Origin of the sequence: Pantoea sp. K16 (assembly GCF_048452805.1) — a bacterium.
Taxonomy (GTDB): domain Bacteria; phylum Pseudomonadota; class Gammaproteobacteria; order Enterobacterales; family Enterobacteriaceae; genus Pantoea; species Pantoea agglomerans.
Genome location: NZ_JBLWNV010000009.1, coordinates 117,484 through 140,469, shown reverse-complemented (window position 1 = coordinate 140,469; position 22,986 = coordinate 117,484). Strand labels below are relative to the sequence as shown.

The window sequence follows — 22,986 nt, the reverse complement described above, 5'->3', positions numbered from 1 at the left end:
TATGACTAATGGCAAAAAAGCATTGATCACTGGGATCAAGGGCTTTACCGGCCAATATATGGCAGCGGATTTATCCGCTGCCGGATATGAAGTTTATGGTTTCGGTTCAACTCCCGCCCAGAATTCCTCACGCTATTTTCAGGTTGATCTTACGAATGCAGCACAGGTAAAAAATTCTGTGGACAGTATTCAGCCTGACGTCGTTGTTCATCTTGCAGCCATCGCTTTTGTTGGTCATGCCGACCCGAATGCGTTCTATAGTGTAAACCTTTGCGGTACGCGTAATCTATTACAGGCTCTTAGCGAATCAGCAAAAATGCCGGATGCAGTTTTGATCGCCAGCAGTGCTAATGTTTACGGTAATAACACACCGGGAAAATTAGCAGAGTCAGTTCCTGCCAGACCTGCAAATGACTATGCGGTAAGCAAGCTGGCAATGGAGTATATGACCAGTCTGTTTTATGAAAAATTGCCGATTATTATTACCCGGCCATTCAATTACACCGGCGCCGGTCAGGCAGAAAATTTCCTGATCCCGAAAATCGTCAAACATTTTCGTGAGAGAAAAGATGTCATTGAGCTGGGCAACATAGATGTATGGCGTGATTTTTCCGACGTGCGTGACGTCGTTAAAAGCTATTCCGCGTTACTGCATTCCCGCTCATCTGGTCAGACTGTCAATGTCGCTTCAGGTAAAATGCATTCATTGAGGGAAGTCGTTGATCTCTGTCAATCCCTGACAGGCCATGATATTAAGATTGAAGTTAATCCTGATTTTATGCGGCCTAATGAAATTAAAGAACTTTGTGGCGATATCACTTTGCTCAGTAGCTTAGTCGGTGAGACTTCGTCTAAAATCCCTCTTAGAGATACCCTGAAATGGATGCTGGAAGCAAAGCAATAAACGTCGTTTATTCTACGGACTGTATTAAATATCCTTTAACCGGTATTGGCCGTTATGCGTTTGAGCTTGCTAAACAGCTTCAAGAAAGAGATAACGTCGCGCTGACGTTTCTTCATGGCACTAAGACTCGCGACTCACTAGCAGTCGCGAGTGAGTCTGCTCAATCGGTTCAATCTATAAAGCGTAAGTTACAAAGAAGCAAAACAGTAAGTGAAATATATCGCCTGACTTTCCCGGTAATGAAAATGATGGCGCTGAGGCATTTTAAGAATCATATATTTCATAGTCCAAACTATTATCTACCTCCTCGCGTGAAACATTGTGTTGCCACCTTTCACGACCTGTCAGTATTCCATTGGCCTCAATTTCATCCGGCTGGACGTGTTCACCTGATGCAAAAAGAGTTAAGAAATACCGTTTCGCGTGCATCGATGTTGATTACTGACTCTTATTACACAAAGAATGAGTTAATTGATTTCTTTGGTATTGAAGATCATAAGATTGCCGTAGCTCCTCTGGCCTGTAATGAACATTTTCATCCCCGGGATGAAGCAGAAACACAACATGTTCTTGAAAAATACAATCTTAAGTGGCGACGTTTCTTTCTATATACCGGCACGATTGAACCAAGAAAGAATATCCTGACATTGCTTCAGGCGTATGATCGTCTGCCCGCTCAGGAAAAATCCGCTTTCCCGTTAGTCATTAGTGGTTATAAGGGTTGGGAAAATGAGCAACTCTTTAAACTCTTTGACAAGGGCGAGAGAGAAGGGTGGCTAAAATATTTAGGTTTTGTACCCGGTAAAGATCTGCCGTTTTTATTCAGTGCTGCAACGAGCTTTGTTTTCCCTTCAATCTATGAAGGTTTCGGCTTGCCGGTTCTTGAAGCGATGGCATCAGGAACGCCCGTGATCTGCTCAAATGCAACATCACTTCCGGAAGTCGCTGGAGATGCAGCATTAATGCATGAACCTCAGGACGTTCATGCTTTGACAAATTACATCCAGATGATGATTGAAAACGCTGATGAAAAGCGCCGTATGATTGATACGGGATTAGCGCGTGCCCGCGAATTTTCATGGTCACTGTGTGCGGATAAAACCATTGAAGCTTATGAGCAGGTCGCAAGATATATATGATTAAAGTTCTACACTGTTACAAAACCTACTACCCTGATACTTTTGGCGGCATCGAGCAGGTTATTTATCAGCTCGCAGAAGGTGGTTTTAAATCAGGTATTGAGTCTGTTGTTTTTACTCATAGTCCCCAATTTGAAAACAAACAAAACACGCTGGATAATCATCAGATTCATCGGGTAAAAACGCAGTGTGAGTTTGCTTCCACGCCATTCTCTTATTCAGCGATAAAAGAGTTCAGGGAACTGGCTCAGAAGGCGGATATCATCCATTACCACTTCCCGTATCCCTTTATGGACTTTATGCATTTTGCCGCTGGCATCAAAAAGCCATCAGTAGTGAGTTATCATTCTGATATTGTTAAACAGAAGGTGCTGTTAAGGCTCTATACGCCGTTGATGAACCGCTTTCTCTCCAGTGTAGACCGCATCGTTGCCGCGTCGCCAAACTATGTTGAAAGTAGCCCGGTCCTGCAGCAGTTCAAAGATAAAGTTGAAGTTATTCCTTACGGTCTTGATAAACAGTTTTATCAAAATAACGATCCTGCCGTTCTGCAAAAATGGCAGGCAAGATTTCCGGATGGCTTCTTTCTCTTTATTGGAACGTTTCGCTATTACAAAGGCCTGCATATCTTAATCGAGGCGGCAAAGAACAGCCATTATCCAATCGTTGTGGTTGGTGCAGGACCTATTGAGGCTGAGCTGAAATCGCAGGCGCAGCAGTTAGGCGTGAACAATATCCATTTCCTGGGTGCGCTGGAAGACAGCGAAAAATCTGCCTTGCTACAGTTATGTACCTGTCTGGTTTTCCCGTCTCATTTACGTTCAGAAGCATTCGGTATCTCCTTACTGGAAGGTGCTCTCTATTCAAAACCACTAATCTCCAGCGAGATCGGAACGGGAACAACCTTTATTAATATTGATAGGGTCACTGGATTAGTCGTCCCTCCATCCGATCCCGCAGCATTACGACGGGCGATGGATGAAATCTGGCAGAACCCCGAGCTGGCAACGACCTATGGTGCGGCTGCGCTGGCACGCTTTGAAGCCCTTTTCACAGCAGATAGAATGATTCAAAGCTATACCAAGCTTTATAAATCCTTGTTAAGTGTGTGATTTATTTTCAGATAATTTCATCTGCGCGACCGCACCATTCATTACCTTTAATCCGCTATCCTGAGTTAACATACTGATCACTTACAAAGTGGTGTTACGGGTAACACCATGCGAGACCACAGACAGGAGTATGTAATGTCCAAGCAACAGATCGGCGTTGTAGGTATGGCAGTGATGGGCCGCAATTTGGCTCTTAACATTGAGAGCCGCGGTTACACTGTTTCTATCTTTAACCGTTCACGCGAAAAGACTGATGAAGTCATCGCCGAGAACCAGGGCAAGAAACTTGCTCCTTTTTACACCGTTGAAGAGTTTGTCGAATCGCTGGAAAAACCTCGTCGTATCCTGCTGATGGTTCAGGCGGGTGAAGCGACCGATAAGACTATCGCCTCCCTGACTCCACACCTGGATAAAGGCGACATCCTGATCGATGGCGGTAACACCTTCTATAAAGATACTATCCGTCGTAACAAAGAGCTTTCTGACCAGGGCTTCAACTTCATCGGTACCGGTGTCTCCGGTGGTGAAGAGGGCGCACTGAAAGGCCCATCTATCATGCCTGGCGGTCAGAAAGAAGCCTACGAACTGGTTGCACCGATTCTGGATAAAATTGCTGCACGTGCAGAAGATGGTGAAGCCTGTGTGGCTTACATCGGTCCGGACGGCGCGGGCCACTACGTGAAGATGGTTCACAACGGCATCGAGTATGGCGACATGCAGCTAATCGCTGAAGCCTATGCTCTGCTGAAAGGCGCGCTGGGTCTGAACAATGAAGAGCTGGCTGAGACCTTCACTGAGTGGAACAACGGCGAACTGAGCAGCTACCTGATCGACATCACCAAAGATATCTTCACCAAGAAAGACGAAGAAGGTAAATACCTGGTTGATGTGATTCTGGATGAAGCAGCGAATAAAGGCACCGGTAAATGGACCAGCCAGAGCTCACTGGATCTCGGCGAACCTCTGTCACTGATCACTGAATCTGTATTCGCTCGTTACCTCTCCTCGCTGAAAACCCAGCGTGTGGCAGCCTCTAAAGTACTGAGCGGTCCACAGGCGAAGGCCTTCACCGGTGACAAAGCGGAGTTCATCGAGAAAGTTCGTCGCGCTCTGTATCTGGGTAAAATCGTTTCTTATGCTCAGGGCTTCTCACAGCTGCGTGCCGCGTCTGAAGAGAACAACTGGGATCTGCACTACGGCGAAATCGCGAAGATTTTCCGCGCTGGCTGCATCATCCGTGCCCAGTTCCTGCAGAAGATTACTGATGCATACGCAGAAGATGCAGGCATCGCTAACCTGTTGCTGGCACCGTACTTCAAAGATATCGCCGATCAGTATCAGCAGGCGCTGCGTGATGTGGTTTCCTACGCGATTCAGAACGGTATCCCGACGCCAACCTTCTCTGCGGCGATCGCTTACTACGACAGCTACCGTTCAGAAGTGCTGCCTGCTAACCTGATTCAGGCGCAGCGTGACTACTTCGGCGCGCATACCTACAAGCGCATTGATAAAGACGGTGTGTTCCACACCGAGTGGTTAGATTAATCACTAAAAAGGGCTTCCCTCGGGAAGCCCTTTTTTTATCCTACCAGCAAATCCCCGCTCCGAATCTCTCGCTCACCTGCCAGCCTCACAACCAGCATGCCTGCTGTCGCAAACTTAGCCCAGTGTCTCGCATAGAGAATACCGCCATGTTCCGTCACCAGCGGCGTAATCTGGTCAGTTATCGGGTCAACAATCTCCGCCACCACTTCTCCCGGCCGAATCTTTGCGCCCAGCGGTTTACGATGCAGGATCAGTCCGGATACCGGCGAATGAATATATTCACAGCCCGCTAACGGCGTAGGTGGATTTTTCAGGGCAGGGGAGGCCGCCGCCGATCCTTCGCTGTGACGCTCTTTGATGACGCCAGCTTCTCCAGGTGCTTCAGCGATATCTGGCACGTTTAAACCAATCGGGCCGTCATTGATAGCCACGATATCGTCTCCGCCCGCGCTCGCCGGGACAAGTTCGTCGCCGCCAATCACGGGTGCCGCCACCTCCACGGAAATCGCAGGCTCGCTGTAGCCGATATAACCGCCTTCCTGTAGCGCTGAAATAATCGCCTCCGCGTCTTTCTCCGCCTGTTCAGGCGACACATCACGCACGCCACGCAACTCCAGCGTCACCGGCAGCAATCCGCGTGGCATCGGATAATCTTTGCCAAACCGTTCCGCCAGCGTCAGCCAGGGTTCGCAACAGGCTTCATCAAACGGCTCACCGCCAGAGATCTGCGCCAGCAGCTGCACCTCGCTGCCTAACCAGCGCGCCAGCGGTTCAATGTCCGGCCAGGCGTGCGGCGTGGTGTAGAGATGTGGCACGGCTTCCCAGTCACAGTGCAGGTCAATCATCAGATCGGCCTGACTGGCCATCCGCATCAGCGTGTGGCGTTGCGCATCCAGCTCGGTTTTTGGCACGGTATCACGATAGTGGCGATCAATCGCCTCGCGGATCAGGCTTTTATTCTGCGTTTCACTCTGGGTCAGACTCTCAGCCAGCCCGGCCGCCAGGGTTGCGCCCAGTGACGGGAAACGGCGGTTGAAGTCCTGGCCAGAGAGCGTATGGAATCGGCCAAGATGGGTGCCATGCCAGTGCTGTCCCAGCGCCAGGGGATTGGCAACCGGCACCAGGGTAAAGGCGGCTTTAAGTTGACCGGCGGACTCCAGCGCCTGTAGTCGCTGCTTTAAAAACCACGCCACTGCCATACCGGGCAGTTCGTCGCCATGCAGCGCAGCCTGAATGTAGACCTGACGCTCGTTGTCTTCCGCGAAATGGAAACTGATGATTTCACGCTGGGTGCCTAAAGAGGCGCTTAACAGTGGATGATGTTGTTGATGCATACCGTGTTAATGTCCTTTAATCGGCAAAGGACGACAGCGCGCCGTCCCGAAATAGTTAGAGTATAGTGCCGGATCGCGGTGAGGATGAAAAAGGGCGACCGCGAGGTTAAGGCTGGATAGAGATATCCGTGGCGAAGTAGCGCTTCTGAATCTGGTCAAAGGTGCCATTCTTTTTGATTTCGACGAAGGCGTTATCCAGTGCGGTTTTCAGCTCGGTATCGCCTTTACGCAGGCCAATCGCCGTGCCGGGGCCGATGATCGGATCCTGTATAATCGGGCCAGCCAGTTCAAAATCTTTGCCCTGCGGATGCTTCAGGAAGCCGATGGCAGCCTGTGCCGCATCGGTGAATACCGCATCCAGTCGGCCTGAAACCAGATCGCTTTCAACCTGTGCCTGATCGCCATAAGGCACTACGGTCACACCGTGAGGCTGCCATTTCGCCAGCGCATAGCGCTCCTGAACCGTTCCCTGTTCTACGCCGACCGTTTTTCCTTTCAGGGATTCAACGGTGGGCAATATGCCAGCACCTTTACGGGCAATCAGCTGGGTGTGGGTGTCATAGAGCGGCGCGGTGAAATCAATCTGCTTCAGGCGCTCTTCGGTAATGCCCATGTCGGACAGAATGGCATCAAATTTACGCGCTTTAAGGGCCGGGATCATGCCGTCAAACTGGCTTTCAACCCAGACACATTTTGCCTGCATCTGAGTACAAAGCGCATTGCCCAGATCAATATCAAAGCCGACCAGCTTGCCCTGTGGCGTTTTCGATTCGAAGGGCGGATAGGTCGGATCGACCGCGAAACGCACCTGTTCGATTTTTGCCTGCGCGCCAAAAGCGCAGCCTGCCATAACCGCCACAGCCAGCGTCTGACGCAGGCGTTGAGTGAAAATGTTCATGATTTTGCTCTTATTCTGTCGTGATGAGTGATTATGCAGAGTATCGCCGGGCTGCCGGGATGGCAATTACTGCGTAATCTTCACCACGTCAGCCGCGCATAACGCGCGATAATCTTCGGTATTCAGGATCACTGAACGTTCCAGCAGACCAGCGTTAAACGCGATCTCCGGATAACGTTCAAACAGCGCGGGGTCAACAACCAGTTTGAGGTCGGGATGAAAGCTGAACGGCGGAATCGCCCCGAATACGCAGCCGGTCAGCAGATCGGTTTCCGCCGGACTGGCGAGTGAGGCGCGTCTTCCCCCGACTGCTGCCGCGACTTTGCCCAGATCGGCCTGATGATCGGCAGGTAAAACCGCCAGTACATGCTGTTTAACGCCGTTGCCTTTCACATGACAGACCAGCGCTTTAGCACCCTGGCCGATTTCGGTGCCGCGTATCGCCGCGACCGCTTCACATTTACCGGTCGCCTCATGCTCCATCAGGCGATAGCGTGCCTGGTGCTGGTCGAGCAGGGCGATTAATTTCTCATGGGTGGTCACGGTTCTCTCCCTGAGGTTTGAGTTGCCGTCATTGTGCCGGATGGACGTGAGGAATGAGCTGAAGACTGCTCAGAATCCGCATAAAAACGGCATTCTGAGCAGCATATTGCATAGTTACTTATGGCGGTCACGCAGGTTGTTAATCACGGCGCGGAAGTCGAGATCCTGATCCTGCAACAGCACCATCAGGTGATAGACCAGGTCAGAAGCTTCGTTGGTGAGTTCATCCCGATCGTTGACCGTGGCGGCCAGTGCGGTTTCAACGCCTTCTTCACCCACTTTCTGCGCGATGCGTTTGGTGCCGCTGGCGTAGAGTCGTGCGGTGTAGGAGCTTTCAGGATCGGCGGTTTTGCGCGAAGCCAGCAACTGCTCAAGCTGATAGAGGAACGTCCACTCAGGGACCGCCGGTGAGAAGCAGCTGGTGGTGCCCAGATGGCAGGTCGGGCCAATAGGATCCGCCAGCACTAACAGGGTGTCATTGTCGCAGTCAGGCGTGATGCTCACGACCTGCAAAAAGTTGCCGGAGGTTTCGCCTTTGGTCCACAAGCGATTTTTGGTGCGGGAGAAAAAGGTGACCTTGCTTTCTGCCAGCGTTTTCTCCAGCGCGGCCGGGTTCATGTAGCCATGCATCAGCACTTCGCCTGAGACGAAGTGCTGGACAATGACCGGCATCATGCCCTGTGTTTTATCCCAGTCGAGAAGGGCCAGTTGTTGTTCAGTTAGCACGCGCGAATCTCCACTCCGTTGTCGATCAGAAAGCTCTTCAGCTCACCAATATTAATAATCTGCTTATGGAATACCGAGGCGGCTAAAGCACCATCCACGTTAGCTTCGGTAAACGCATCCAGGAAGTGCTGCATGGTGCCTGCGCCGCCAGAGGCGATCAGGGGAACTTTGCAGACTTCACGCATTTTCTTCAGCTGCACCAGGTCATAGCCGTTACGCACGCCATCCTGATTCATCATGTTCAGCACGATCTCGCCTGCGCCCAGCTTCTGCACTTCCTGCACCCACTCCAGCGTTTCCCACTGCGTCACGCGGGTGCGCGCTTCGTCGCCGGTATACTGATTCACCTGATATTTACCGCTGGCTTCATCAAACCAGGTATCGATCCCGACCACAATACACTGCACGCCAAAACGGTCCGCGAGGCGGGTGATCAGCGTGGGGTCGGCCAGCGCCGGCGAGTTAATCGAAATCTTATCTGCGCCAAACTCCAGAATGCGCGCTGCGTCTTCCGGGGTTTTAATGCCGCCCGCGACGCAGAACGGGATATCGATCACTTCCGCAACCCGCGATACCCAGCTTTTGTCGACGACCCGGCCATCGGATGAGGCGGTGATATCATAGAACACCAGCTCGTCGGCACCTTCGGCGGCATAGCGCTGCGCCAGCGGTACGATGTCGCCGATGATCTCGTGATTGCGAAACTGTACGCCTTTGACCACCTGGCCGTCACGTACGTCCAGGCAGGGAATTATCCGTTTTGCCAGCATGCGATCGCCTCCGAAACAGTGAATTTATCTTCCAGCAGCGCACGTCCGACAATTACGCCCTGAACGCCGCTGCCGCGCAGGGCGGCGATATCATTGAGGTCGCCAATGCCACCCGAGGACTGAAAAGCAATCGTCGGGAAGCGCGCCGTCACTTCCTGATAGAGCGCAACATTGGAGCCGCTCAGGGTGCCGTCGCGAGAAATGTCGGTGCACAGCACGTGCTTCAGGCCCACCTGCTGAAAGTCGGTAATCACCTCTTCCAGCGTGACACCCGCCGCTTCCTGCCAGCCACTGATTGCCACTTCTTTGCGGTTACTGGCATCAATGCGCACATCTAACGCAAGCACAATCGCCTCTGCGCCAAATTCCGCAAACCACCGTTTTACCTCTTCAGGCTGTTTCACGGCGGTGGAACCGACCACCACACGACTCGCTCCGGCTTCAAGCAGCGCATGCACATCATCACGGCTGCGAATGCCGCCACCAACCTGCACCGTCACATCAACGCCATCCAGCAGGGTTTTCAGCAGCGCGATCTGGCGTTTCGCCGGATCTTTCGCGCCGGTTAAATCCACCAGATGCAGCACGGTCGCGCCCTGGCGAACGTAATCCTGCAGACGTGGCAGCGGAGCGCTGCCGTAATCGCGCTGCTGTCCATAATCGCCCTGATGCAGACGAACCACTTTGCCGTCAATTAAATCTAACGCGGGGATAATCATTACATCTCCAGGAAGTTTTTCAGCAGCTGCGCACCCGCTTTGCCCGAGCGTTCCGGGTGGAACTGGACGCCAAAGAAGTTATCTTTCTGCACCGCGGCGGTGAAAGCTTCACCGTAGTGACACTGGGCGATAGTGCTGGCGTTGACCGGCATGGCATAACTGTGGACGAAGTAGAAATAGCAGCCTTCGTCGATGCCACGGAACAGATGATTGCCCGCCTGCGCGGTAATCTGATTCCAGCCCATGTGTGGCAGCGGCAGGCCGTGCGTGTCCATTAACGACACCGGCTCATCGATAATCCCCAGCGTCGGCACGCCGCCGTTTTCATCGCTGCCGCGACCCAGCAGCTGCATACCCAGGCAGATCCCCAGCACCGGCTGGGTACAGGCTTTCACCAGATCGATCAGGTCACGCTCTTCCAGCTGATTCATTGCCGCCTGCGCGGTGCCGACGCCGGGCAGAAACAGTTTGTCGGCACGCAGCACCACATCGGGATCGCGGCTCACTTCCGGGGTGTAGCCCAGACGTTCAATCGCCCATTTCACCGACGACAGGTTGGCGCAACCGGTATCCATGATCACCACGTTCATCACAGCACTCCCTTCGAGCTTGGCAGCGTATTGCCCTCAACGCGGATCGCCTGACGCAGCGTACGGCCAAAGGCTTTAAACAGACTCTCGACGCGGTGATGGTCATTCTTGCCTTTGGTTTTAAGATGCAGGGTGCTCATCATGGCGTAGGAGAGTGAGCTGAAGAAGTGCTCGACCATCTCGGTGCTGAGGTCGCCCACGCGCTGATAGTTGAACTCCGCTTTGAACTCGATGTGCGGACGGCCGGAGATATCCAGCGCGCAGCGCGCCAGACATTCATCCATCGGCAGCACAAAGCCGAAACGGCCTATGCCACGCTTGTCGCCCAGTGCCTTCAGCAGCGCTTCGCCCAGTGCCAGACCGGTATCTTCCACCGTGTGGTGATCGTCAATATAGAGATCGCCTTTCACTTCGATGTTCATGCGGAACCCGCCGTGTACGGCAATCTGGTCCAGCATGTGGTCGAAGAAACCCACGCCGGTATTAATCTTGCTGCCGCCTTCGCGATCCAGCCACAGTTCTACCCGCACCTGTGTCTCTTTGGTGTTGCGCTGCACCAGCGCATGGCGGTCACGCTGGGTCAGACGCTGCTGGATAGTCTGCCAGTTCTGGCCGTCAGCACCGTAGCGGATAGGCTGGATGCCCATGTTCTCCGCCAGCTGAACATCGGTCAGGCGATCGCCAATCACGTAGCTGTTGGCGGTATCCAGCGCGCCTTCGGCCAGCCAGGCTTCCACCATTCGGGTTTTCGGCTTGCGACAGTCGCAGTGATCGTCCGGCATGTGCGGGCAGATCAGCACATCGTCAAACGCAATGCCCTGCGAGGTCAGGATCTGCATCATCAGATTGTGCGGGCCATCGAAATCGGCCTGCGGGAAACCCGGGGTGCCAAGACCATCCTGGTTAGTGATCATGACCAGGCGATAACCGGCGGCCTGCAGTGCCAGCAGCGCCGGGATAACGTCTGGCTCAAACGCCAGCTTATCCATGCGGTCCACCTGATAATCTTCAGGCGGCTCAGAGATTAACGTACCGTCGCGGTCAATAAAAAGGGTCTTCTGGCTCATGCTTGCTCCACAGAAAAGGCTTGCAGCGCGGCGATCACTCGTTCGCACTCTTCACGCGTGCCGATGGAGATGCGCAGGCATCCCGACAGGCCCGGATTTTTGTTCTGATCACGCAGGATAATGCCCTGATCCCATAAGGTTTTGAAGACTTTTGGTGAATCGGTAAAGCGCGCCAGCACATAGTTGGTTTCACTGGAGAAAACCTGCTCAACGCAGGCCAGCTGAGCCAGTTCAGCCTGCAGCCAGCTACGATTCTCATTCAGCTGTGCCACATGCTCACGCATCAGCGCAATTCCCTGGTCGCTCAGTGCCTGACCGGCGACATCGGCCACCGGTGTGGCCAGCGGGTAGGGCGCGATGACCTTCATCAGCAGGTCGATGACCGGCTTATTCGCCAGCGCAAAGCCGCAACGCAGACCAGCCAGCGCAAAGGCTTTAGAAAGCGTACGCAGGATCACCAGATGTGGATAATCCTTCAGCCAGCCGGTCAGGGTCGCCTGCGGGCAGAACTCAATGTAGGCTTCATCTGCGACGACCAGCGCTTTACCGGCGGTCATTGCCAGCAGCTGACGGATGTCGTCCTGATTGATCAGGTTGCCGGTCGGGTTGTTCGGGCTGCAGAGGTAAACCACTTTGACGCCATCCAGCTGCTCTGCAATGGCAGGCAGGTTCAGCTGCCAGTCGGTCAGGGCCGGGACGGTGCGGTATTCAATGCCGATGGTTTCGGCGCTGACGCTGTACATGCCATAGGTCGGTGGACAGAACAGAATCGCATCCTGACCCGGCTCACAGAAGGCACGCATGATCAGTTCGATGGCTTCATCTGCGCCACGGCTCACCAGCACCTGCTCCGGCGTTAAGCCTGCATAAGCCGCGTAGCGCTCAATCACCAGTTTAGGCTGACATTCCGGATAGCGGTTCAGCGTCTGCTGCGACAGCTCAAACGGCACCGGCAGCGGAAATTCGTTGGCATTGAGCCAGACATCTCCGTTGCCACCCAGACGACGCGCCGACATATAGGGCGTCAGGGCGCGCACATTGGCGCGCGCCAGCTGCTCAATATCCTGACTCATGCTTGCTCCTTCAGTGCGGCAACGCGCAGGGTGACGGCATTCTTATGGGCATCCAGCTGCTCGGCGGCGGCCAGGGTTTCAATGGTGGCGGCCAGGTTCAGGAAGCCCTGCGGCGTCAGCTCCTGCACCGTCATGCGTTTCTGGAAATCGGCCAGGCCCAGGCTGGAACAGGTCGAAGTGTAACCGTAGGTCGGTAACACGTGATTGGTGCCAGAGGCGTAATCGCCCGCGGACTCCGGCGACCAGTCGCCTAAAAATACCGAACCGGCGCTGGTGATCGACTCCACCAGATCGCGCGGCTGACGCGTCTGCAGAATCAGGTGCTCCGGGCCGTAGAGATTAGAGATCGCGACACACTGCTCAAGGTCACGCGCCACGATCAGGCGGCTGCTTTCCAGCGCCTGACGCGCTGTGGCAGCCCGCGGCAACTGCGCCAGCTGCTGCTCAACCGCGACCGCGACCGCCTCGGCCAGCTTAAATGAAGGCGTCAGCAGAATGACCTGCGAGTCGGGCCCATGCTCTGCCTGTGAGAGTAAATCAGACGCGACAAACGCGGGCGTGGCGCCTTCATCCGCAATCACCAGCACTTCAGAAGGACCCGCTGGCATATCAATCGCCGCGCCATCGAGTCGCTGACTTACCTGACGTTTCGCTTCTGTCACCCAGGCGTTGCCCGGTCCAAAAATCTTATCCACGCGTGGCACGGTTTCGGTGCCGAAGGCCATCGCGGCGATGGCCTGCGCGCCGCCTACCTGGAACACCTCTTCTACGCCGCACAGCTGGGCGGCATACAGGATCTCATCGGCAATCGGCGGCGGCGAACAGAGCACCACGCGGCCACAGCCAGCGATACGGGCCGGGGTCGCCAGCATCAGCACGGTGGAGAAGAGCGGGGCGGAACCACCAGGAATATAGAGTCCGACCGATTTCACCGGACGGGTAATCTGCTGGCAGCGTACGCCTGGCTGGGTTTCCACATCCACCGGCGGCAGGATCTGCGCGTTGTGGAAGGTTTCGATATTGCCCACCGCGACAGCCATCGCCTGCTTCAGCTCGTCACTCAGACGTAAGCTGGCCTCTGCGATTTGCTGCGCGGTAACACGCAGGTTATCCACCTGCGCTTTGTCGAAGCGGGCGCTGAACTGGCGCAGAGCGTCATCACCGTTCAGCTTTACCTGCTCCAGCACATCGCGCACCGTCAGCGTCACGTTTTCAGAGGCGGCGATAGCAGGACGTAACAGCAGCGCCTGCTGCTGTTCGGGGGTGCACTGCTGCCACTCAATCGGGGTAGAAAAGGCCATGGCTTACTCCATCATCTTCTCAATAGGCAGCACCAGAATCGAACTGGCACCCAGCGCTTTCAGTTTTTCCATGGTTTCCCAGAACAGGGTTTCGCTGCTGACCATGTGCATCGCCACGCGGCTGACATCGCCTGCCAGCGGCAGCACGGTCGGGCGCTCTGCGCCAGGCAGCAGGCTGATCACTTCTTCCAGACGCTCACTCGGCGCGTGCAGCATGATGTACTTCGATTCACGCGCTTTAATCACGCCCTGAATACGGGTCATCATTTTGTCGATCAGCTCCTGCTTCGCGGCAGGCATCTCGCCGTCACGCTGGATCAGCACCGCTTTTGAACGATAGATTACTTCAACTTCGCGCAGGCCATTGGCTTCCAGCGTAGCACCGGTAGAGACCAGGTCGCAGATGGCATCAGCCAGACCGGCACGGGTCGCCACTTCCACGGAACCGTTCAGTAAACAGGTCTTAAAGCTGACGCCTTTTTTGTCGAGGTATTGTTTTAACAGGTGCGGATAGGAGGTGGCGATACGGGATTTATCCAGGCATTCCGGGCCGGTGTACTCGGCATCTGTCGCCATCGCCAGTGACAGACGGCAACCGCCGAAGTCCAGGCGGCGCAGCGTAAAGTAGCGCGGATCTTCACCCTGGGCACGGCGCGACAGCAGCTCTTCTTCCAGTACGTTCTCGCCGATGATGCCTAAATCGACCACACCATCCATCACCAGGCCAGGAATATCGTCATCGCGCACACGCAGGATGTCGATCGGCATGTTCTCCGCAAACGCAATCAGGCGCTGTTGCTGAAGGTTGATTTTAACGCCGCAGCGCGCCAGCAGTTCGCGTGAATCATCACTTAAACGGCCAGATTTCTGCATAGCTATGCGTAAACGGGTGTTATCTAACATGGTTCCTGTCCTCTTAATTCGGTCCTGAATGTGTGGTTACGTCAGCCCATAAAAAAACCCCCGGAAGACGATCTTCCGGGGGTTCTCTTGCGTTCACACCACTGGAAGATCTTGAAAGTCTTCCAGCACCAATCGCCTGAAAGACTAGTCAGGATGATGGTGGTGATGATGGTTGAACTGAACGCGTGTCATAATAATCTCGTCGATGAATGAGTATTCATTTGTGGGGTTTAACCTAGCGAAGATGGCTGCGCTTGGCAACACTTTTTTAAACGGGCGGTTCGGAAAGCGCTGAAACAGGTTGTTCTGGTTTGCAATCCGGGGGCAAACTACGGTGAAGTCAGGGTTGATGTTTCACGTCAGGAGTCAAAATGAAGAAGGTCGCGATTGTGGGACTGGGCTGGTTGGGTATGCCGCTGGCCACGGCGTTAACGGCGCGAGGCTGGCAGGTCACCGGCAGCAAAACCACGCCAGACGGTATAGACGCGGCACGCCGCTGCGGCATTGAGGCGTTCCAGCTGGAACTGACGCCGGAACTGCTCTGTGATGCCGCCGATATTGAGCCGCTATTCAACGTCGATGCGCTGATCGTTACACTGCCCGCCAGCCGCACTGCGGAAGGGGGCGAAGCCTATCTGCAGGCGGTGCAGAATGTGGTCGATACCGCGCTGGTTTATAAGGTACCGCGCATTATCTTTACCAGTTCCACCTCAGTCTATGGCAGCAGCGCCGGCGCTAAGCGGGAAAACAGCCCGCTGGACGCAGAAACGGTGGCCGGAAAGACGCTGGTTAAACTAGAGAACTGGCTGCACGATCTGCCGGGCACCAGCGTGGATATTGTGCGGCTGGCCGGTCTGGTCGGGCCAAAGCGCCATCCGGGACGCTTCCTCGCCGGCAAGCAGGATGTGGCCAATGGCTCGCAGGGCGTGAATCTGGTGCATCTGGATGATGTGGTTGAGGCAATTACGCTGCTATTGCAGTCGCCCAAAGGGGGACGGGTCTATAATCTGTGTGCCTCGAAACATCCCTCGCGTGACACCTTCTATCCTGCGGTCACGCACCAGCTTGGGCTGCAGCCGCCGCAGTTCGCACCCGAGCCGGAAAAGAATAGCGGCAAGCTGATTGATGGTTCCCGCATCTGTAGCGAACTCGGTTTTGAGTACCGCTATGACGACCCGATTAAAATGCCGCTGGAGTGATACGCGGCTGGCGCTGTTGCGGGGGCTGAGTGCTCCCGCTCTGATATGTTAACGTTCCGTTCTTTCCATAGTTACAACATACTAAAAAAGTTTAAACTACAGGGCAGAATGTGCCCTGCTGAAAGACCTGTTTTCATCAGGCCAGACAGCCAGGTCTGGCCCTCAGCCTCACACCCCTAACCGATCCCTCAACGCATACCACACCGCGCCCATCGCCGTTAGCGGCACCTTAAACCGTCGCCCACCGGGAAACGGCAGGTGAGGCAGGCGGGCGAAGGCATCAAAACGCTCGGCGTCGCCGCGTAACACTTCGCTGATCAGCTTGCCGGAAAGATGCGTACTGGTTACGCCATGACCGCTGTCACCCTGCATAAAATAGACATTCTTCTCCAGTCGGCCAAACTGCGGCATGCGCGACAGCGTCAGGAGGAAATTGCCGCTCCAGCTGAAGTCCAGCTTCACGTTCTGCAACTGCGGGAAAGTGCGGCGCAGCTTGGGCCGGATCAACGCTTCAATATCGGCCGGTTCCCGTGCGCCATAAACCACGCCGCCGCCATAGAGCAGCCGGTTGTCCGCCGTCAGACGGAAGTAATCCAGCAGATAGTTACAATCTTCCACACAGTAGTTGTTCGGCATCAGCGACAACGCCTGGTCGGTTGACAGCGGTTCGGTTGCCACAATCTGCGATCCGCACGGCATGCTTTTCCTGCTCAGTCGCGGTTCCAGCTGCGGGGCCAGATAGGCATTCCCGGCGAAGATCACAAAGGGCGCGCTGACCTCGCCCTGGGCGGTTTTTACCCGGTTTGGTGTGCCATAAACCACACTGGTCGCCGCGGACTGTTCATAGATGCGTCCGCCATGTCGCCGGATCGCCTCCGCTTCCCCCAGCGCCAGGTTCAGCGGATGCAGATGGCCGCCGCGCCGATCCAGCAGCCCGCCAACGTAGCGTTCGGTGGCGACTTCACGGCGGATGGCTCGCTCATCCAGTAGTTCCAGATCATGATTCCCATACTGCTGCCATAACGCTTTCTGTTTTCGCAGATGCGCCATCTGGCGCGCATTCAGGGCCGCAAAAACGCCGCCAGGCCGGTAATCGCAGTCAATCGCGTACCGCTTAATGCGATCGCGGATGATTTCAGCGCCTTCAAACATCATGCTGCCCAGCATACGGGCGCTCTCTTTACCGTAGCGCTGCTCAATCACATCCACGTCGCGGCTGTAGGAGTTCACCACCTGACCGCCGTTACGCCCGCTGGCACCAAAGCCGACCCGCGCCGCTTCCAGCACGACCACGTCATAGCCTACCTCGGTCAGATGCAGCGCCGCCGAAAGACCGGTGAAACCGCCACCAATAATGCAGACGTCACACTGAATGCTCTCCTGTAATGTCGGCCAGGGCGCATGCGGATTGGCGGTCGCTGCGTAATAACTCTCCACGTAATTCATAACAACCTCCGGAAGCGCCTAAAAGTTGGCTGGCGTATGGGCACTGACAATGCGGCAGGGGATTTCAGCACGGTTGGTGAAACTGTGTGGTAAGCCCGTATCAATGACGTAGCTCTCTCCGGCGGAGAGATGATAGTGCTCTCCGTTGATGACCAGCGTAATCTCTCCTTCCAGCAGCGTGCCGGTCTCTTCGCCCGGATGACGCAGCTTCTCGCCAGTGCTGGCACCGGGTTGATAAGTTTCCAGCAGCATGCCCAGCGTGCGCTGTGCACGGCCATTGTCGATAAGCTTCAGCGAAACCCCCTGACTGCCAATCTCCAGCAGGTCGCTGGCGCGGACAATGACCTTAGGTTCCGCATCCGGTTTGGGTTCCGAGAAGAACTCTGACAGCGAGAGCCCATAGACTTTCAGCAGCTTCTGCAGGGTGCTGACCGCCGGGCTGACCTTATCCTGTTCAATGGTGCTGATGGCGCTATGGGTCAGTCCGGCCAGTTCGGCGACGCGGCGTTGCGACAGCCCCAGTGTCTGCCGGATCTGCGCCAGCCGTCGTCCCGGCGCCAGCGTGGCATCACTCATTTTCTTTTTCCTTGTGATAACGAATGGCGGCCTGAATAAAGCCGCTGAAGAGCGCCTGCGATCCCGCCGTGTGTTCCGGCTGCCACTCGGGATGCCACTGCACCGCCAGGGCGAAGGGATGATGGCGCAGACTCACCGCCTCAATCAGGCCATCCGGCGCGCGCGCTTCAACGCGCAACTGCGGGCCCGGTTCGCGTACCCCCTGATGATGCAGTGAATTGACCGCCAGCGGACTGTTGCTGTCCAGCAGCGTCGCCAGCAGGCCGTCGGGTTCGATAGTGATTGGATGCGCCTGAGCATACTGCTGCTCCAGCGGCTGCGTCTCATCTTCATGATGACGCTGAAACGGCGGCTGCCCGCTGAGCTCCCGCCACAGCGCACCGCCATTTGCCACCACCAGCTCCTGCAGCCCACGGCAGATCCCGAACATCGGCATCTTGTGGCTGGTGGCCCAGGTGATCAGCTGAAAGGCGAGATGGTCACGGCCCGGATCGGCATGCAGCTCTTCGCCCGCCTCGCCATAATGCCAGGGTTCGATATTGCTGGGGCTGCCGGTCAGCAGCAGACCATCCAGAACAGCCATAGCGTTTTCTAATAGATGAGGCGCATTCATCAGACTGTGGGGCAGGGCCAGTGGTACGCCACCCGCAAGGACAACCGCATCGGTATACTTATTGTGAACCGTCTGGCTCGGATGGCCGCCCAGATCCTTCTGGCACATCACTACGCCAATCAACGGCTTGTCAAAAATAATGCCCATCTCACGTCCTCGCATCGCTGTTCGAAATATCTACCGAAAGGGCACGTCTGGCGGTTAAGTGTGCAATATTTTTTCAATCTAGCAATCTGCTGTTTGTTCTTCAAACAGATTTGTTACATTTGCACACTTTTTATGTTGGCGCTATGTTAGTGGTGTGGCTGTTATTTTGAGCATTACGCAAACCTAATAGGGGCGGGTGAGATCATGACTAACCTGGTAGAAGTGGAAGACTTCACGCTTCACAGTGAAGAGAAACGAACCAGCGCGTTCCAGCTTGAGGTGAAAACCTGGCTGGAGCGCCATCCTGACACGCAGTATGTCGACATCCTGTTAAATGATTTAAATGGTGTGTTCCGCGGCAAGCGTATTCCGGTCTCTGCGCTGCCTAAGCTGGAAAAAGGGTGTTATTTCCCCGCCTCGGTGTTTGCCATGGATATCCTCGGCAACACAGTAGAAGAAGCGGGACTCGGCCAGTCACTGGGCGAACCCGATAATCTCTGTCTGCCCGTCACCGGTACTTTAGTTCCCTCCGCGTCTGACCCTCAGCACATTGCGCAACTGCTGTTAACCATGTGCAACCAAGATGGCACTCCCTTTGACGTTGAACCCCGAAATGTCCTTAACCGGCTGTGGCAACAGCTGCGTAACCGAGGTCTGTTTCCGGTGGTAGCGGTAGAGCTGGAGTTCTATCTGGTGGACAAAAAGCGCGATGCCGAAGGCTTTATCCAGCCGCCGTGTTCGCCCGGCAGTGATGAACGCAATATGCAGAGCCAGGTCTACTCGGTAGATAACCTCGATCATTTCGCCGATGTGCTGCGTGACATCGACGATCTGGCCCGTCAGCAGGACATCCCGGCCGATGGTGCGCTGGCGGAAGCCTCGCCCGGACAGTTTGAAATTAACCTGCATCATACCCGCGACGTGCTGCGGGCCTGTGACCATGCGGTGCAGCTGAAACGCCTGATTCGTCAGGTGGCAGAAAATCACGGTATGACCGCCACGTTTATGGCGAAGCCCTATGAGGAGTACGCGGGCAGCGGCATGCATGTGCATATCAGCATGCTGGATGCCGCCGATCACAACGCCTTCGCCTGCGATGACGGCAGTGATTCGCCGCTGATGAAACGGGCGCTGGCCGGGATGATCGATCTGATGCCCGCCTCAATGGCGCTGCTGGCACCCAATGTGAATGCCTATCGCCGTTTTGTTCCGGACGCCTATGTGCCGTTGCAGGCATCGTGGGGCCATAACAACCGGACCGTTGCGCTGCGGGTGCCGTGCGGGGATATCGACAATCATCGTATTGAGTACCGGGTTGCGGGCGCGGATGCTAATCCCTACCTGGTGGTGTCGGCTATTCTTGCCGGGATGCTGCATGGGCTGGATACCCAGTTGCCGTTGCCCCATCCGGTCACCGGCAACGGTCACCATGCCGAGGGTCTGGCACTGCCGATCCGCCAGAGCGATGCGCTGTATGAGTTTGACAACAGCTATCCGCTGCAGAAGCTACTGGGCGAACGCTTTGCCAGTGTCTGGCACAGCTGTAAGCATCATGAACTGATGCAGTTTGAACGGCTGATTACGTCTACCGAGATTGACTGGATGCTGAAAAATGCCTGACAGGTTTTTTTACCTGTCATCTGACGCGCTTTTTTTTGCATAAGATGCCCCGATGGCTTGTATTCCTGCCACGGGTTAGGGCAGAATACGCGGCCTGCAAAATCAGATGATAACCGACGCTAACCGCGCCGGTTATTTTTTTGCATCCAGTTTTATTAGAGCGTTTTTTGCTGACTTAACCGAGGCCGGGCACGCACCCGGATAGATAAACACTGAAAACACGCATAAGCGTGAGATTGAGGATGACAAAGATGGGGATGTTTTACACTCTGCCAGCCAACGCTGGTACGCGTTTTCGTGATGACTACGGCGCCGCGTTAACCGCTAACTTTACTCCCTGTCGCTTAATGCGCAGTTGCCCTGTGACCCAGCCCAGCCAGGTTGTCGCACATGGGGGACTGAAGCATGTCGCTTAATACCTCCGCCGCACCGCAGCGTGCGCAACTCAAAAAAACACTCACGTTACTTCCGGTCGTCATGATGGGCTTAGCCTACATGCAGCCTATGACCCTGTTCGATACCTTTGGCATCGTTTCCGGGCTGACCGAAGGTCACGTCGCCACCGCTTATGCTTTCGCGCTGATTGCGATTCTGTTCACTGCCGTGAGTTACGGTAAGCTGGTACGCCGCTTCCCCTCTGCGGGCTCCGCTTATACCTACGCTCAGAAGGCGATCAGTCCGCACGTCGGCTTTATGGTCGGCTGGTCATCACTGCTGGACTACCTGTTCATGCCGATGATCAACATCCTGCTGGCTAAAAACTATTTCGAATCGCTGGTGCCGGGCATCCCGTCGTGGATTTTTGTGGTGTTGCTGGTCGGGTTTATGACGCTCTCTAACCTCAAGGGCATCAAAACCGTCGCCAACTTCAACAGTGTGATTGTGGTGCTGCAGGTGGTTGTCATGGTCGGGATTACCGCGATGGTAATCTACGGTGTGGCAAGCGGCGTGGGTTCCGGCACGCTGGTGAGCAGCCGTCCATTCTGGTCTGAGAATGCGCATGTGGTGCCGATGATTACCGGTGCGACGATACTCTGCTTCTCGTTCCTCGGCTTTGATGGCATCAGTTCGCTGTCCGAAGAGACCAAAGATGCAGAACGCACCATTCCGCGCGCTATTTTCCTGACCGCGCTGATTGGTGGTGTGATCTTTATCGCGGCATCTTACTTCCTGCAGCTCTACTTCCCGGACATCACACGCTTCCAGCACCCGGACTCATCGCAGCCTGAAATCATGCTGTTCGTGGCCGGTAAAGCGTTGCAGGTCGGCATCCTGATCTTCTCGGTGGTCACGGTGCTGGCATCCGGTATGGCGGCGCACGCTGGCGTCTCGCGTCTGATGTATGTGATGGGCCGTGATGGTGTGTTCCCGGAGCGTTTCTTCGGTTACATCCATCCGAAATGGCGTACTCCGTCGCTCAACGTGCTGCTGGTGGGTGCGATTGCACTGATGGCGATTAACTTCGACCTGGTGACCGCAACTGCGCTGATTAACTTTGGTGCGCTGGTGGCGTTTACCTTCGTTAACCTGTCGGTGATTGCGCAGTTCTGGGTCCGTGAGAAGCGTAACCGCACGCTGAAAGATCACGTTCAGTATCTGCTGCTGCCGCTGCTTGGCGCGCTGACGGTGGGTGCGCTGTGGGTGAACCTGGAAGAGAGTTCTATGGAGCTGGGCCTGATCTGGGCCGCCATCGGGATTATCTACCTGGCGTTCGTAACCCGCAGCTTCCGTAATCCGGTGCCGCAGTTCAGCGAAGAAGTTTAATCACGCTCACGTTGCCGCCTTCCCGGTCTCAGGGAAGGCGGCGACAGCTTAACCAGCCAGTACCAGTTCACAGCTCCCCGCACTTAACAACTCCCGCGCCGACTCACTCAGATGCGTGTCTGTCACTACCCGATCAAAGCTCTCCAGCGGTAAAGCCAGAAACGTCGCAATCCTGTTGTACTTCGAACTGTCACTCAGCAATACCCGCTTACTGCTCACCTCACTCACCGCTTGCTTCACCATCACTTTATCTTCATCCGGCGTAAACAAGCCACGCGGCCCCCAGCAGGAGGCGGAAATAAAGGCAATATCAATGGCCAGATGACGCAGGCTGCGTGCCGCCGACTCGCCGACACAGGAGCGGTTCTCCCGGCATACGGTGCCGCCCGTGTGAATAACCCGGCACTGACTGGCCTCCATCAGCAGATTCGCCACCATAAAATCATTGGTCACCACCAGTAAATCATCGCGATCCACCACTTCTCTTGCCAGCGCTAACGTTGTCGTGCCGGCATCCAGATAGATGCAGCTGTTACGTGGGATCTGTCGGGCGGCGGTGCGGCCAATTGCGCGCTTCTCCTCGTTGTAGAGGGCGCTTTTCGTCAGATGTGACGGCTCAGCCGCCAGCCGGTCGGCTGAGCGCACGCCGCCGGAGACCGACAGCACGGCCCCTTGCTCCTCCAGTTTCTGCACATCACGGCGTATGGTCATGTGTGACACACCCAGCCGTTCAGTGAGTTCTGCAATGCTCACCACGCCACGATCGGCCACCAGCGCAAGAATCTGTTGATGACGTTCAACCGGAATCATATCGGCTCCCTGATAATTATCATTTTTTCACATTATAAAGTATCTGCCAGTTAACCAGAACAAATAATAACAGCGGTAACCCCGGCAACGGCGGCGCTAACCGCACTGCAACAGGGCCAGCGCTGCCAGTGTGGTAATGTTAAAAATTGTTCTGGTTCACATCGGGAATATTTTTTTGTGAGCGGTA

At 55.2% G+C, this 22,986-nt stretch carries 23 protein-coding genes and 1 other annotated feature; of the genes, 7 read left to right on the top strand and 16 right to left on the bottom strand.

The window, feature by feature from the left end; translation table 11 throughout:
* Window position 1 precedes the first annotated feature (1 nt).
* The 4 genes from ACK13D_RS13605 to gndA all read left to right on the top strand — a co-directional run bounded on the left by ACK13D_RS13605 (window position 2) and on the right by gndA (window position 4,700).
* Window positions 2–904, top strand: coding sequence for a GDP-mannose 4,6-dehydratase (locus tag ACK13D_RS13605; protein ID WP_187495737.1), 903 nt, complete (start codon window positions 2–4; stop codon window positions 902–904).
* Window positions 880–2,043 (top strand): glycosyltransferase family 4 protein, encoded by a 1,164-nt coding sequence (locus ACK13D_RS13600; protein ID WP_081113816.1) that lies wholly within the window; start codon window positions 880–882, stop codon window positions 2,041–2,043. The genes ACK13D_RS13605 and ACK13D_RS13600 overlap by 25 nt, the downstream gene beginning before the upstream one ends.
* On the top strand, window positions 2,040–3,155 hold the full coding sequence (locus ACK13D_RS13595; protein WP_060680577.1) for a glycosyltransferase family 4 protein: 1,116 nt from the start codon (window positions 2,040–2,042) through the stop codon (window positions 3,153–3,155). The genes ACK13D_RS13600 and ACK13D_RS13595 overlap by 4 nt, the downstream gene beginning before the upstream one ends.
* A gap of 135 nt (window positions 3,156–3,290) precedes the next feature.
* The gene (gndA, locus tag ACK13D_RS13590; RefSeq protein WP_010248093.1) at window positions 3,291–4,700 is read left to right on the top strand and encodes an NADP-dependent phosphogluconate dehydrogenase; all 1,410 of its coding nucleotides are present in this window, start codon (window positions 3,291–3,293) and stop codon (window positions 4,698–4,700) included.
* A 35-nt stretch (window positions 4,701–4,735) separates the two neighbouring features.
* Here the strand turns inward: gndA and ACK13D_RS13585 are convergent, their stop codons facing one another.
* The 12 genes from ACK13D_RS13585 to hisL form a co-directional block, all read right to left on the bottom strand.
* A complete protein-coding gene (locus tag ACK13D_RS13585) occupies window positions 4,736–6,034 on the bottom strand; it encodes a succinylglutamate desuccinylase/aspartoacylase family protein (RefSeq protein ID WP_033758378.1) in 1,299 nt (432 codons plus the stop codon).
* A gap of 106 nt (window positions 6,035–6,140) precedes the next feature.
* Complete coding sequence (locus ACK13D_RS13580; protein ID WP_010248077.1) at window positions 6,141–6,932, bottom strand: ABC transporter substrate-binding protein; 792 nt, start codon at window positions 6,930–6,932, stop codon at window positions 6,141–6,143.
* A gap of 66 nt (window positions 6,933–6,998) precedes the next feature.
* The gene (locus ACK13D_RS13575) at window positions 6,999–7,475 is read right to left on the bottom strand and encodes a YbaK/prolyl-tRNA synthetase associated domain-containing protein (protein WP_132500063.1); all 477 of its coding nucleotides are present in this window, start codon (window positions 7,473–7,475) and stop codon (window positions 6,999–7,001) included.
* Between the two features lie 114 nt (window positions 7,476–7,589).
* Complete coding sequence (gene hisIE / locus ACK13D_RS13570) at window positions 7,590–8,201, bottom strand: bifunctional phosphoribosyl-AMP cyclohydrolase/phosphoribosyl-ATP diphosphatase HisIE (RefSeq protein ID WP_033778806.1); 612 nt, start codon at window positions 8,199–8,201, stop codon at window positions 7,590–7,592.
* Window positions 8,195–8,971, bottom strand: coding sequence for an imidazole glycerol phosphate synthase subunit HisF (gene hisF, locus ACK13D_RS13565; protein ID WP_010248068.1), 777 nt, complete (start codon window positions 8,969–8,971; stop codon window positions 8,195–8,197). The genes hisIE and hisF overlap by 7 nt, the downstream gene beginning before the upstream one ends.
* On the bottom strand, window positions 8,953–9,690 hold the full coding sequence (gene hisA / locus ACK13D_RS13560) for a 1-(5-phosphoribosyl)-5-[(5-phosphoribosylamino)methylideneamino]imidazole-4-carboxamide isomerase (RefSeq protein WP_061901282.1): 738 nt from the start codon (window positions 9,688–9,690) through the stop codon (window positions 8,953–8,955). Before hisA ends, hisF begins: the two co-directional genes overlap by 19 nt.
* Window positions 9,690–10,280 (bottom strand): imidazole glycerol phosphate synthase subunit HisH, encoded by a 591-nt coding sequence (hisH, locus tag ACK13D_RS13555; RefSeq protein WP_008926061.1) that lies wholly within the window; start codon window positions 10,278–10,280, stop codon window positions 9,690–9,692. The genes hisA and hisH overlap by 1 nt, the downstream gene beginning before the upstream one ends.
* A complete protein-coding gene (gene hisB / locus ACK13D_RS13550) occupies window positions 10,280–11,347 on the bottom strand; it encodes a bifunctional histidinol-phosphatase/imidazoleglycerol-phosphate dehydratase HisB (protein ID WP_010670960.1) in 1,068 nt (355 codons plus the stop codon). The genes hisH and hisB overlap by 1 nt, the downstream gene beginning before the upstream one ends.
* Entirely contained in the window at window positions 11,344–12,420 is a 1,077-nt protein-coding gene (gene hisC, locus ACK13D_RS13545; RefSeq protein ID WP_010248060.1) for a histidinol-phosphate transaminase, read from the bottom strand. Before hisC ends, hisB begins: the two co-directional genes overlap by 4 nt.
* On the bottom strand, window positions 12,417–13,721 hold the full coding sequence (hisD, locus tag ACK13D_RS13540) for a histidinol dehydrogenase (protein ID WP_172608007.1): 1,305 nt from the start codon (window positions 13,719–13,721) through the stop codon (window positions 12,417–12,419). The genes hisC and hisD overlap by 4 nt, the downstream gene beginning before the upstream one ends.
* Window positions 13,722–13,724: 3 nt before the next feature.
* Window positions 13,725–14,624, bottom strand: coding sequence for an ATP phosphoribosyltransferase (gene hisG / locus ACK13D_RS13535; protein ID WP_004571317.1), 900 nt, complete (start codon window positions 14,622–14,624; stop codon window positions 13,725–13,727).
* 48 nt (window positions 14,625–14,672) lie between these two features.
* Window positions 14,673–14,793 (bottom strand) — a sequence feature (His leader region).
* A complete protein-coding gene (gene hisL / locus ACK13D_RS13530; RefSeq protein ID WP_100396937.1) occupies window positions 14,769–14,816 on the bottom strand; it encodes a his operon leader peptide in 48 nt (15 codons plus the stop codon). Its footprint overlaps the feature before it by 25 nt.
* A gap of 179 nt (window positions 14,817–14,995) precedes the next feature.
* Here hisL and ACK13D_RS13525 point away from each other — a divergent pair, with 179 nt between their 5' ends.
* Entirely contained in the window at window positions 14,996–15,823 is an 828-nt protein-coding gene (locus tag ACK13D_RS13525; RefSeq protein WP_033788300.1) for an SDR family oxidoreductase, read from the top strand.
* 168 nt (window positions 15,824–15,991) lie between these two features.
* On the opposite strand, the gene ACK13D_RS13520 is transcribed toward ACK13D_RS13525, so the two are convergent.
* From ACK13D_RS13520 to puuD, 3 genes are read right to left on the bottom strand one after another with little or no spacing between them, the layout of a single operon-like run.
* A complete protein-coding gene (locus ACK13D_RS13520; RefSeq protein WP_418796616.1) occupies window positions 15,992–17,269 on the bottom strand; it encodes an NAD(P)/FAD-dependent oxidoreductase in 1,278 nt (425 codons plus the stop codon).
* A gap of 18 nt (window positions 17,270–17,287) precedes the next feature.
* Window positions 17,288–17,845 carry an HTH-type transcriptional regulator PuuR gene (puuR, locus tag ACK13D_RS13515; RefSeq protein ID WP_010670955.1) on the bottom strand — a complete coding sequence of 186 codons (558 nt, stop codon included), beginning with the start codon at window positions 17,843–17,845 and terminating at the stop codon, window positions 17,288–17,290.
* Window positions 17,838–18,605, bottom strand: a complete 768-nt coding sequence (gene puuD, locus ACK13D_RS13510) for a gamma-glutamyl-gamma-aminobutyrate hydrolase (RefSeq protein WP_418796614.1) — start codon at window positions 18,603–18,605, stop codon at window positions 17,838–17,840. Before puuD ends, puuR begins: the two co-directional genes overlap by 8 nt.
* A 204-nt stretch (window positions 18,606–18,809) precedes the next feature.
* Between puuD and ACK13D_RS13505 the strand changes: the two genes are divergently transcribed.
* Together ACK13D_RS13505 and ACK13D_RS13500 are read left to right on the top strand one after the other, a co-directional pair.
* Entirely contained in the window at window positions 18,810–20,225 is a 1,416-nt protein-coding gene (locus ACK13D_RS13505; protein WP_010248044.1) for a glutamine synthetase family protein, read from the top strand.
* Window positions 20,226–20,630: 405 nt separating this feature from the next.
* Window positions 20,631–21,989, top strand: coding sequence for an APC family permease (locus ACK13D_RS13500; protein ID WP_010248042.1), 1,359 nt, complete (start codon window positions 20,631–20,633; stop codon window positions 21,987–21,989).
* 48 nt (window positions 21,990–22,037) lie between these two features.
* Here ACK13D_RS13500 and ygbI read toward each other — a convergent pair whose 3' ends face one another.
* Window positions 22,038–22,799 (bottom strand): DNA-binding transcriptional repressor YgbI, encoded by a 762-nt coding sequence (gene ygbI, locus ACK13D_RS13495; protein WP_033758363.1) that lies wholly within the window; start codon window positions 22,797–22,799, stop codon window positions 22,038–22,040.
* Window positions 22,800–22,986: the final 187 nt, after the last annotated feature.